At 61.0% G+C, this 11,890-nt stretch carries 9 protein-coding genes; 5 read left to right on the top strand and 4 right to left on the bottom strand.

Annotation, left to right across the window (positions count from 1 at the left end; all coding sequences use genetic code 11):
• Positions 1-93: 93 nt before the first annotated feature.
• The 5 genes from ACTG2O_RS15785 to fdhD all read left to right on the top strand — a co-directional run bounded on the left by ACTG2O_RS15785 (position 94) and on the right by fdhD (position 6,747).
• Entirely contained in the window at positions 94-693 is a 600-nt protein-coding gene (locus tag ACTG2O_RS15785) for a 4Fe-4S dicluster domain-containing protein (protein ID WP_033112617.1), read from the top strand.
• A gap of 46 nt (positions 694-739) precedes the next feature.
• A complete protein-coding gene (gene fdhF / locus ACTG2O_RS15780) occupies positions 740-2,884 on the top strand; it encodes a formate dehydrogenase subunit alpha (RefSeq protein WP_204383121.1) in 2,145 nt (714 codons plus the stop codon).
• Between the two features lie 96 nt (positions 2,885-2,980).
• Positions 2,981-3,379: a hypothetical protein gene (locus tag ACTG2O_RS15775; protein WP_439976668.1), complete on the top strand. Its 399-nt coding sequence runs from the start codon at positions 2,981-2,983 to the stop codon at positions 3,377-3,379.
• Between the two features lie 417 nt (positions 3,380-3,796).
• Positions 3,797-5,917: a sigma 54-interacting transcriptional regulator gene (locus ACTG2O_RS15770; protein WP_439976299.1), complete on the top strand. Its 2,121-nt coding sequence runs from the start codon at positions 3,797-3,799 to the stop codon at positions 5,915-5,917.
• Complete coding sequence (gene fdhD / locus ACTG2O_RS15765) at positions 5,914-6,747, top strand: formate dehydrogenase accessory sulfurtransferase FdhD (RefSeq protein WP_439976298.1); 834 nt, start codon at positions 5,914-5,916, stop codon at positions 6,745-6,747. Before ACTG2O_RS15770 ends, fdhD begins: the two co-directional genes overlap by 4 nt.
• A gap of 101 nt (positions 6,748-6,848) precedes the next feature.
• Here the strand turns inward: fdhD and asd are convergent, their stop codons facing one another.
• The 4 genes from asd to ACTG2O_RS15745 all read right to left on the bottom strand — a co-directional run bounded on the left by asd (position 6,849) and on the right by ACTG2O_RS15745 (position 11,456).
• The gene (gene asd, locus ACTG2O_RS15760) at positions 6,849-7,961 is read right to left on the bottom strand and encodes an aspartate-semialdehyde dehydrogenase (RefSeq protein WP_005345266.1); all 1,113 of its coding nucleotides are present in this window, start codon (positions 7,959-7,961) and stop codon (positions 6,849-6,851) included.
• 360 nt (positions 7,962-8,321) lie between these two features.
• The gene (locus ACTG2O_RS15755) at positions 8,322-9,629 is read right to left on the bottom strand and encodes a D-amino acid dehydrogenase (RefSeq protein ID WP_337738132.1); all 1,308 of its coding nucleotides are present in this window, start codon (positions 9,627-9,629) and stop codon (positions 8,322-8,324) included.
• Positions 9,630-9,771: 142 nt separating this feature from the next.
• Positions 9,772-11,292 (bottom strand): cryptochrome/photolyase family protein, encoded by a 1,521-nt coding sequence (locus ACTG2O_RS15750; RefSeq protein ID WP_439976297.1) that lies wholly within the window; start codon positions 11,290-11,292, stop codon positions 9,772-9,774.
• The gene (locus ACTG2O_RS15745; RefSeq protein ID WP_005351594.1) at positions 11,292-11,456 is read right to left on the bottom strand and encodes a DUF2256 domain-containing protein; all 165 of its coding nucleotides are present in this window, start codon (positions 11,454-11,456) and stop codon (positions 11,292-11,294) included. The genes ACTG2O_RS15750 and ACTG2O_RS15745 overlap by 1 nt, the downstream gene beginning before the upstream one ends.
• Positions 11,457-11,890: the final 434 nt, after the last annotated feature.

Raw genomic sequence — 11,890 nt, 5'->3', positions numbered from 1 at the left:
ATTTTGGTCTGATAAATGCTTTGTGGGGGGCTGGCCGCCTCTTTGCCTGTCGGCGGGCGGCCCGGTGTAACGAACCATTTAGGATCCCTCTCTATGAACAGCTTCGTGATTGCAGATCCCAGTCTCTGTATTGGGTGTCGTACCTGTGAGGTGGCCTGCGCCGTTTCACACCAGTCAGGGTCTTGCAGCGGGACCCTTGAGCGGGAGGGCGGCCTGCATCTTGCCATCGAGGATGGACATCTGGTCTCCAAGGACAGCTACTTTCAGCCGCGCCTGAAGGTGATCGTGGGCAGCAAGGTGACCACGCCGGTGCTCTGCCGCCAGTGTGAAGACAAGCCGTGCGCCATGGCCTGCCCGAACAATGCCATCGTCAGCGAGGATGGTTGCGTCAAGGTGTTGCAGGAGCGCTGCATCGGCTGCAAGTCCTGCGTGGTGGCCTGTCCTTACGGCGCCATGGCGGTGGTGCTCAAAGAGGTGGCACCCGCTGCCGATTCGCTCTTCAAGCGTCCGCAGACCAAGGCGCAGGCGCTCAAGTGCGATCTCTGCCGTCACCGCGAGGCGGGCCCGGCCTGTGTCGAGGTGTGTCCGACCCAGGCGCTGCGGCTGGTCACACCGGAGCATCTTGAAAACCTGAACCGGCAGAAACAGCTGGCCAGTGCCGAGGCACTGCTGGCGATGCCGGCGCGGGTGTGAGCGGGCTTGCCGAGCCGTTTTTCGTTAACAAACAAGAGTGTGAGTCATGAAAAAAGTCATTACCGTGTGCCCCTATTGCGGCACCGGTTGCAAAATCAACCTGCTGGTTGAAAACGACAAGGTGGTGGGGGCCGAAGGCGCCAACGGCCGGACCAACGAGGGGCAGCTCTGCCTCAAGGGCTATTACGGTTGGGATTTTTTGAACGATACCAACCTGCTGACCCCCCGTCTCAAGAGCCCGATGATCCGCCGCGAGCGCGGTGGCAAGTTCGAGGCCGTCTCCTGGGACGAAGCGATCGAGTTCGCCAGCAGCCGTCTGGCTGCCATCAAGGCGAAATATGGTCCGGACGCCATCATGACCACCGGCTCTGCCCGTGGCCCCGGCAATGAAGCCAACTATGTGATGCAGAAATTTGCCCGAGCGGTGATTGGGACGAACAACGTCGACCACTGCGCGAGGGTGTGACACGCACCCTCAGTCTCCGGTCTGGAGACAACTGTAGGCAACGGCGCCATGAGCAACGCCATTCCCGAAATTCAAGAGACCAAGTGCCTGCTGGTGTTTGGTTACAACGCTGCTGACTCTCACCCCATCGTCGCCCGCCATATCCTCAAGGCGAAGGCAAGCGGGGCCAAGGTGATTGTGTGTGATCCCCGTATGGTGGAGACCGCCCGCATCGCCGATCAGTGGCTGCCGCTCAAAAACGGTTCCAACATGGCGCTGGTTAACGCCTTCGCCAACGTGTTGATCAATGAAGGGCTCTACAACAAGGCATTTGTCGCCAACTACACCGAAGGGTTCGAGACCTTCAAGGCGACGGTGGCCAAGTACACCCCGGAATATGTGGAGGGGATCACCGGCCTGAAAGCTGCCGATATCCGCGCCGCCATTCGCACCTATGCCGAGTCGCCTGCGTCCATGATCCTGTGGGGCATGGGGGTGACCCAATACGGTCAGGCGGTGGATGTGGTCAAGGGGCTGGCGGGTCTGGCGCTGCTGACCGGCAACTTTGGTCGTCGCGGTACCGGTTGCGGGCCGGTACGTGGTCAGAACAACGTGCAGGGCACCTGCGACATGGGGATGCTGCCCCACCAGTTCCCGGGTTATCAGTCGGTGGCCGATCCCGCCATCAGCGCCAAGTTCGCCAAGGCGTGGGGCGTGGAGTCGCTCTCCCGGAAACCCGGCTACCGCTTGACCGAGCTTGGCCACAAGGTGGAGGAGGGCAAGTGCAAGGCTTTCTACATCTTCGGTGAAGATCCGGCCCAGACCGAGGCTGACTTGGGTCAGTTCCGCCGCACTCTGGCGGGGATGGAGCTGGTGATCGTGCAGGATATCTTCATGACCCAGACCGCCGAGATGGCCGACGTCATTCTGCCCGCCACCAGCTGGGGCGAGCACGAAGGGGTCTACAGCTCGGCGGATCGCGGCTTCCAGCGCTTCTACAAGGCGGTGACGCCCCCCGAGAACGTGAAACCGGACTGGGCCATCTTCTCGTTGATGGCGACCGCCATGGGTTATCCCATGGAGTACCACAACACCGAAGAGATCTGGGACGAGATGCGTGCGCTCTGCCCGCTCTACGCCGGGGTCAGCTACGACAAGATGGCCGATCTCAAGAGCGTGCAGTGGCCCTGTCCGACCGAGGATCACCCGGGCACCAGCACTCTGTTCGAGGGGAATGTGTTCACTACCCCGAGTGGCAAGGGTCAGCTGATTGCCTCCGAGTGGCGGCCGCCGCTGGAGCAGCCCTGTGCCGAGTACCCGCTGGTGCTCTCCACCGTGCGCGAGGTGGGTCACTACTCCTGCCGCTCCATGACCGGCAACTGTTCGGCGCTGCAGACTCTGGCCGATGAGCCGGGCTATGTGCAGATCCACCCGAGCGATGCCAAAAAGCTCGGGGTGAAGGATCAGGCGCTGGTGTGGATCTCGTCGCGCCGTGGCAAGGTGATCACCCGCGCCAACTACAACGATCGGGTCAACGCCGGGGTGGTCTACATGACCTACCAGTGGTGGATCGGGGCCTGTAATGAGCTCACTATCGAGCACGTCGATCCCGTCTCCCACACGCCGGAGTACAAGTACTGCGCGGTGAAGATCGAGCGCATCGACAATCAGCCTGAGGCGGAAGTGTACGTCCAGACTGAATACAGCGCGCTCAAGGCGAAATTGCGCAGCGCAGCCAAGGGCTGATCGCCCTAAAAAAGAGGTTCTGCACAAATAAGGGAACCCGACTCGGATTTATCGAGTCGGGCACCCTTTTATTACCCAAAAAAAGGGGAGTAAATGATGCAACATGAAATTGGTCGCTTATTCGGACTTTTCTATATTGGCACCTATCTGGCGGCGATATTGCTGGGAATAGGTTGCTATATTTGGCGCGACGAGATGATATTTCTGCTCGGCTTCGGCTTTTTCGGCTGTTTTATGGCGGCGCGGCTTGCCATGAGCAGCGTATTTTCTGCCTTGAGTATTTCCAGTGCCTGGCTGATCGGGTTTATCTCCACCACCTTGATCAACGGCCTGCTGCTGGGGGTGATCACCCTGCTGATCTACCTCACGCACCAGAGCGTCGCCGTCGAGCTTGCCGATAACGCCAGCTGGCTGCTGATGGCCTTCCAGAGCCTGTCGGCCCTCTTTATCTTCGGTGGCCTGAAGTGCTGCCACAGCCGGATCATCACCTCGTAAATTGCCGATGGATGGGCAGCAAACGCCATCTTGAAACCCGCAGCCAGCGAAGAGGAAAGGGCAGATCTGACAGTTGACGGCGGCCCACTTTTCAGGCGCCTTAATTGAGATCAAGAACTGATGAAATAACCGGTTAAATATGGCCATCAGATATATTAAATCGGATTGTAATGAAATTTGAGCTCATCTATGATGAGTCGCCATTCCAATATATCCCCCGATAACGATGTTACTTTTTGTTGTCGTTCGTTAATAACAACTCTGGAATTGCAACATGCGACAAGTGTCGTCACCGCCTTCCTTTTGGCAGCGTTGATAGTGCGCTGCGGCTATTAATTCTGGTGAAACGCTTGTGTCGCGATGCGATGGCATGGACAGCCTGACTGGTGACTGAAATTGATATAACGTGAGGCCGCAATGCTTACTGTGAGTGCCATCCCCCTGGACGAGATCTCTCCCATCTGGGACGACGGTTTCCTCCTGCTCTCCAAATCCCTCCTGTCGGCCGTGACGCTCGATGACTTTATCCACAAACTCAACAAGATAGATGCCGGCTTTGGCGGCGTAACCCGGGTCAACCTGATCCTCAACCGGGGCTCCGGCGAGGAGGCCACTTTCTGTTATATGGGAGAGAGCGGCCCAAAGCACCTTGTCTGCCGCAAGGCAGACCTGCACGCTCCCACTGATGGCACCGAGCAGGCGATCATCCTGCCTGCCGCCCGTTTTGCCAACCGCTGCGCCCCCCTCGATTCCGAAGGGATTTATGAGGGGCTGCGCTCCTACTGCCAGCTCCCCATCACCACCGCCCGCAGCCATCTGGGCGGGGTCGAGTTCATCAATACCCGCCTCGACAGCTTCACCATGGAGACCTTGGCCAAGCTGACCCAGCTTGCCGCCATCATCGCCATTGCGCTGGAGAACGTGCAGGACAAGGAGCGCACTCTGGAGCAGGCCAACTCCCTGCGCCTTGAGCGCGACAGCTGCAAAATTCTGGTGGATGTGACCAATGCGGTGATCAAGCTGGTGCGCATCGCCGAGCTGCCCAAGAGCCTGTTTGCCATCCTGCACCACCACTTTGGCATCAGCAGCCTCTGTCTGGCCGAGTACAACGCCACCTCGGACAGCTTCAAGAGCTATCTGGTCAATCAGCAGCAGAGCGAGCAGCCGGGGATCATCGATCACTCCTGCTTCGAGAAGAACTGCCTGCAGGGGGCGCTGCGCCACAGCGAGCCCTTCTTCGTTTATCGCGAGCAGGGCCACGGCTGCCAGTCGAGCTGCCGCTTTACCTCCCAGATCCTGCCCCCCGAGGCCGACAGCTCCTGCATTTTGCCGCTGCGCTATCGGGGCAACCTGCTGGGGGTGCTGATCCTCTCTCACCCAGAGGCCAACTTCTTCGCCGATATCGATATCTCCCTGCTGGAGCAGGTGGCGGCACGTACGGCCATTGCCATGAACAACGTGCAGGCGCAGCAGGAGATCTCCAACACCAACGGTGCAAAAGAGAAGACCATTCGCATCAACGAGCCGCAGATGCAGGGGGAGTTCCCCCACATCATCTACCAGAGCGCGGTGATGGCGAACGTGCTGGAGAAGGTGCGGCTGGTGGCCGAGAGCGACAGCACCGTGCTGATCCTCGGCGAGACCGGCACCGGCAAGGAGCTGATCGCCCAGGCCATTCACGCCCTGAGTGCCCGCCATGACCACGAGATGGTGAAGGTGAACTGCGCCGCCATCCCGACCGGCCTTATCGAGAGCGATCTGTTTGGCCATGAGAAGGGGGCTTTTACCGGCGCCCTGACCCAGCGCATCGGCCGCTTCGAGCGGGCCCACAAGGGGACCCTGTTCCTCGACGAAGTGGGGGATATGCCGCTGGACTTGCAACCCAAATTGTTGCGGGTATTGCAGGAGCACGAGCTGGAGCGGGTGGGCAACAGCAACCCCATCGCAGTGGATGTGCGGCTGGTGGCCGCCACCAACTGCGATCTGCTCTCCATGGTCAAGAACAAGCGTTTCAGAAGCGATCTCTACTACCGCCTCAACGTCTTTCCCATCGAACTGCCGCCGCTGCGCGAGCGCCGCGAGGATATTCCGCTCTTGGTCAATTTCTTTATCAAGAAGATCGCCAAGCGGATGCGCCGCACCATCACCTCGATCCCCGCCGATGCCATGAAAATGCTGGTATCGCTCCCCTGGTACGGCAATATCCGCGAGCTGGAGAACGTCATCGAGCGCGCCGTGGTGATGACCCGCGGCCATGTGCTCAACCTCTCGCCGGAGGAGCTGATGCCCCTCAAGGGCTACCACAAGATTGAGACCCTGGTTTATGACGAGCCCGCCACGCCGCTCTTTGCCGAGGAGGGGCCGACCGATGAGCGCGAGGCGATCATCGCCGCCTTGCGTGACTGCAACGGCATTGTCGCAGGTGAGCGGGGGGCGGCCAACCGCCTTGGCATGAAGCGCACCACCTTGCTCTCCAAAATGAAGCGGCTCGGCATTTCGGCCAGAGATCCCGAGATCATTGACGGGGTTGCACCATGAGAGAGCTACTTGAGCTGGAGGCGCAGAACGAGCTGGCACGCTGCGCCATCCATCGCGAGGTGGTGCACTACCGCGCCGATGCGCTGACCTGCGACAGCGAGATGGCGCTCCCCTCCGAGACGCCGGTGGCGCTGGTCTACAACGGTATCGCCCACAGCGTGATGATGTGTTCGGCCTCCGATCTGGAGGATTTCGCCATCGGTTTCTCGCTATCGGAGGGGATCATCGACAGCCTGCTCGATATCCACGACATCGAGCAGATTGAGGGCTGTCAGGGGATTGAGCTGCATATCACTCTGGCCAACCGCTGCGTTCATCGCCTCAAAGAGAAGCGGCGCACCCTGGCGGGGCGCACCGGTTGCGGCATCTGCGGCAGCGAGAGTCTGGAGCAGGTGATCCGCACCCAGCCAAGCTTGCCAGACAGCCAGCGTCTGGCGGTAGGGCATATCGACAAGGTATTGACCGCGTTGCGCCCGCTCCAGCTGCTGGGCCAGCGCACCGGCGCCACCCATGCGGCAGTGCATCTGGATGGTGAGGGCAATATTCTCGCCATCCGCGAGGATGTGGGGCGCCATATTGCGCTGGACAAGCTGGTGGGCCATCTGTGCCGCACGGGTCGCCGTGACGGCGCCATTCTGGTGACCAGCCGCGCCAGTTTCGAGATGGTGCAAAAGTGCGCCAGCGCCGGGGTGGAGATCCTGCTCGCCATCTCCGCCGCCACCGAGCTTGCGGTCGAGCGGGCCGAGCAGACCGGGCTCACCCTGGTGGGTTTTTGTCGCCCCGGGCGGGCCGAGATCTACAGCGGCTGCCAGCGAATCCTGCTCAAGTAATGGCAAGGCCGTGAACCCGTTAAACGGGTCATAAAAACAGGCAATGAAAAAGGGCGGGGAGTGTGACTCCCCGCCCTTGTTGTCTCTGCTTTTGTGGCGGATTAGCGCGCCAGCAGGATACGCAGCATGCGGCGCAGCGGCTCGGCGGCGCCCCACAGCAGCTGGTCACCCACGGTAAAGGCGGCCAGATACTCCGGGCCCATGTTGAGTTTGCGCAGACGGCCCACCGGAATGCTGAGGGTGCCGGTGACGGCAGCCGGGGTCAGCTCGCGGGCGGTGATGTCGCGATCGTTGGGGATCACTTTCACCCAGTCGTTGTGGGCAGCCAGCAGCGCTTCGATCTCCGCCAGCGGCACGTCCTTTTTCAGCTTGATGGTGAACGCCTGGCTGTGGCAGCGCAGGGCACCGATCCGCACACAGAGACCATCCACCGGAATGACGGCGTTCTCGATACCCAAAATCTTGTTGGTCTCGGCCTGACCCTTCCACTCTTCACGGCTTTGGCCGTTGTCGAGCTTGGTGTCGATCCAGGGGATAAGGCCACCGGCCAGCGGTACGCCGAAGTTGTCCACCGGCAGGGTGCCGGAGCGGGTCTTCTCGGTGATCTTGCGCTCGATGTCGAGAATGGCGGAGGCGGGGTCTGCCAGCTCAACCGCCACTTCGTCGCGCAGCATCCCCATCTGGGTCACCAGCTCGCGCATATGGCGGGCACCACCACCGGAGGCAGCCTGATAGGTGGCCACGCTCACCCACTCCACCAGATCGGCCTTGAACAGGCCACCGAGGGCCAGCAGCATCAGACTGACGGTGCAGTTGCCGCCGACGAAGGTCTTGATGCCATCGTTCAGAGCCTGCTCGATGACGTCGCCGTTGACCGGATCCAGAATGATGACGGCGTCTTTCTCCATCCGCAGGGAGGAGGCGGCGTCAATCCAGTAACCCTGCCAGCCAGCGGCTTTCAGGCGCGGATAGACATCCTTGGTGTAGTCGCCGCCTTGGGCGGTGATGATGATATCCTGCTTGGCCAGCGCCTCGATATCGAAGGCGTCCTGCAGAGTACCGGCATCGACGCCGAAGTTGGGAGCGGCCTCACCGGCCTGGGAGGTGGTGAAGAATGTGGGTTGAATATGGGCGAAATCCTGCTCTTCCTGCATCCGGCTCATCAGAACCGATCCCACCATGCCACGCCAACCGACCAAACCTACTTTTTTCATAATGTCCTACCCTGGATTGCTGCTAAAGAAACTCGCGATGACACCCGTAACCCCTTGTCTGGCGACGCCTGTTTACAAGCGGTTTACAGGCCATTTAAAAATATGCGCTGCGAAAAATGCGTCTATCCACATTACGGATTGTGGCGGCTTGCGCAAGTCGAATTGCGCAATATTCTGTGCCGTTTGCTGCATTAACCGGCAGCCAGAGCACCGCTCAGGCAGACGGGGAGCGAGAAGGTCAACATCAGACGAAAAGGCCACCGTTTATGGCGGTGGCCTGTCAATAAAGCGGTTGGGAACGTCCTGTGCTGTTGTCTGAGGGCGCAGTCGGCGAGTGAAACAGCCCGACCTGTTAGGCGCTTAGCCGTAACGGGCCAGGGTGAGCCCCTCATCGCTGATAGCGGGTTCGCTGCCGCTGATAAGATCGCACAACAGCTGACCCGAGCCGGCCGCCATGGTCCAGCCCAATGTGCCGTGGCCGGTATTGAGCCAGAGGCCGGGAATGGGGCTGGGCCCCACCAGTGGGGTGCCGTCCGGCGTCATGGGACGCAGGCCGGTCCAAAACTCGGCTTGGCTGATATCGCCCCCCTCGGGGAAAAGATCCCCCACCACCATCGCCAGGGTGTCGTGACGTCTGGGGTTGAGAGCGAGGTTGTAGCCCGACAGTTCCGCCATGCCGCCGACCCGGATCCGCTCGTCAAAACGGGTGATGGCCACCTTGTAGGTCTCGTCCAGCACGGTACTGCGCGGGGCGGCCTCGGCATTGATCATCGGCAGGGTGAGGGAGTAGCCCTTGACCGGATAGACCGGCAGCTCCAGCCCGAGCGGGCGCAGCAGCGGCCGCAAAAAACCGGTGGCATAACTGCCGAGCGCACAGACGATGGCATCGGCGCGATAGCGCTGCTCGCCCGCCCGCACCGCCACGGCGCGGCCGCGGGCTTGCTCAATCTCGTCGATGTCGCAGTTGAAGACGAACTTGACCCCGAGCTTCTCGGCTTCAAGGGCAAGGGCCTTGGTGAAGCGGAAGCAGTCGCCGGTCTCGTCGCCGGGCAGACGCAAGCCGCCGACGATTTTGCCACGCACCCGCGCCAGCGCAGGCTCTGCCGCTTCACAGCCGCTGGCATCCAGCGACTGGTAGGGGACGCCATACTCCTCCAGCACCTCGATATCGCGCTGACTGGCATCGAGCTGGGATTGGCTGCGAAACAGCTGCAGGGTGCCGAGCTGGCGCCCTTCGTAATCGATGCTCAACTCGTCGCGCAGCAGTTTCATGCAGTCGCGGCTGTATTCGGCCAGACGCACCATGCGCCCCTTGTTGGTGGCATAGGCGGTCGGAGTACAGTTGGCGAGCATTCTGAGCATCCAGCGTAGCTGGAAGGGGTCGGCAGTGGGGCGCACGGTGAAGGGGGCATGCTTTTGCAGCATCCACTTGGCGGCCTTGAGGGGGATGCCGGGGGCCGCCCAGGGGGCCGCATAACCCGGGGATATCTGCCCGGCGTTGGCATGGCTGGTTTCAAGGGCGACGCCCCCTTGTCGCTCCAGCAGGGTCACCTTGTGACCCGCTTTGGCCAGATACCAGGCGCTGGTTACCCCAATCACGCCGCCACCGAGAACCACTATCTCCATATCGTCTTTCCTTGACTGATCTCCTGATGTGGCCACCACCATAATCAGCCGCCACAGGATATTCAACCGCTCTGCGCAGGATTGGGATCTCCATCTGCTTGCAAGTCACAGGCTGGTGTTTGGTGCGATGGTGAGCCTGATTGCCAGCGCAAAGCGCTGCGCTGTTGTGAGGGACATGGCCCGCTTACAACTGCTCCAGCTTGATCAGGCAGTGCTCCGCCGTCGCCAGAATGGCCTGCTGTTGTTCTGCGGCTTGGCCATCCCAGTTGGCATAGGGGAGGGCGAGGCGGGGATTGCCGCCCAGTTTGTCCCGATTGCGCCAGAGAAAGTGCCAGTAGAGGCTGTTGAAGGGGCAACTTCCGTCGCCGTGGCGGGCTTTCACCTGATAGTGGCACCCCTTGCAGTAGTGGCCCATCCGCTCGAGATAGGCGCCGCTGCTGGCGTAGGGCTTGCTGCCCATCAGGCCGCCATCGGCAAACTGGCTCATGCCGCGGGTGTTGGGCAGCTCCACCCACTCGATGGCATCCACATAGATACCGAGATACCACTGATCCACCTCGTCAGGATCGATCCCCGCCAGCAGGGCAAAGTTGCCTGTCACCATCAGCCGCTGGATATGGTGGGCGTAACCGTGCTTAAGGGATTGCTTTATGGCGTGACGCACGCAGGCCATCCTGGTTTCTCCATTCCAGAAGAAACCGGGCAGCGGTCGGTTGGCCCCGAGAAAATTGGTCTGCTTGTAGTCGGGCATCTTCTCCCAGTAAAGGGCACGGACAAACTCGCGCCAGCCGAGGATCTGGCGGATAAAACCCTCCACCTGCGCCAGCGTGATGTCGGCCTGATTGGCCTGCCAGTGGGTCTCTGCGGCGCGGATCACCTCAAGCGGATGAAGCATCTTGCTGTTGAGGGAAAACGACAAGCGGCTGTGAAACAGGCTCCAGCCACGCTCGCTCAGGGCATCCTGATAGCGGCCAAAGTGAGGCAGGCAGTGGGTGAGAAAATGGGCCAGCAGCTCACGACTCTGGCGCCTTGTGATGGGCCACGGCAGGCTGCTGGCATCCGCCTCGCCGATGGTACTGACCCCGTGGCGGGTCAGCATGGCATCAATATCGCTCACCTCGTTGGCAAAGGTGAGGGGTTCCGGGATCGGCTGACGCTCCGGCAGCTTGGCGCGGTTCTCGTCATCAAAATTCCAGCGCCCGCCAAGGGGTTGGCCGCGCTCATCAAGCAGTACTTGATATTGCTTTCGCAGGGCGCGGTAGAAGAACTCCATCCGGCTGTGGGGATAGCGCTGCCAGCCATCACGGGGAGTGAGAAAATGTTCGCTCTCCACCTCGGTGGTTGGGATGGCAAGGCCCGCCGCCCAGCTTTTCAACTGGCTGGCGAGGCGCCACTCGTCCGGGCTCTGCCAGGCGAATCTGTCGGCATGATGTGCCGCGATTTGGGCTGCCAGCAGGCTGGGCAAGTCTGGCCAGCGGGCACTCTCATCAAGAGTCAGGTAACACACGCGGTGGCCCGCTTGGGTGAGGGCCGCTGCGAAGGCGCGCATGGCGGCAAAGAAGGCCAGCACCTTCTGGCGATGGTGGTGGCAGTAGTCAGTCTCCTGACGTAGCTCTGCCATCAGATAGCAGATTGCCGGATCCGGGGTGCGAAACCAGCTGTGACCGGCGTTCAGCTGATCGCCGAGAATCAGGCGCAGCTCCATCAGACTCGCTCCCCCTCAGGTTGCTGGCTGCTGTGACGAGCGTGGCGACAGCGCTCGCTGCAGTAGCGAATCTCCTCCCAGCTGCGCGCCCACTTGCGCCGCCAGCTGAAGGGGCGTTGGCAGACGGGGCAGATCTTCTCGGGCAGATGGGGTTTGCGATGCATGATGGCTTCCGGCCTTGGCTGATGGGGGATGTGGCGTGTGGGTAGGGAGAATAACGAACCGGGGGCGCGGGCGGATCAACCTCACTGCCAGTTTGCCGCGCAGATGCGCACTTTGTGAGCGGGCGCACAGCCCGTCGGTGCACCCCTTGTTTGCAAATTAACCAGCCGTTAACGTGGCGAGGCTGCCTGTTGGCAGCACCCATCAATGGATCTTGTTGGCCACCGACTGTCTACAACCGATATGGAGGGGAGTGATGCCAATCATGACAGCTACGCCCCGGGCAGCTTGCCTGCTCGCCCACTGGTATACCCGAGATCCCATTCTCACCTTCGACTTTCCTCACCGCTGATTGGCGGCACCCGCCGTTTGAATTTGTCAGCCGGACGACCCTGATCGCCCCGGCCTCTTTGCCAATCCCGATTTCAAACACACT

The sequence above is a fragment of the Aeromonas sp. 61P genome, from assembly GCF_051919545.1.
Lineage (GTDB): Bacteria > Pseudomonadota > Gammaproteobacteria > Enterobacterales > Aeromonadaceae > Aeromonas > Aeromonas veronii.
The sequence above is the reverse complement of the archived record's forward strand: the minus strand, read 5'-3'. Positions and strand labels throughout refer to the sequence as shown.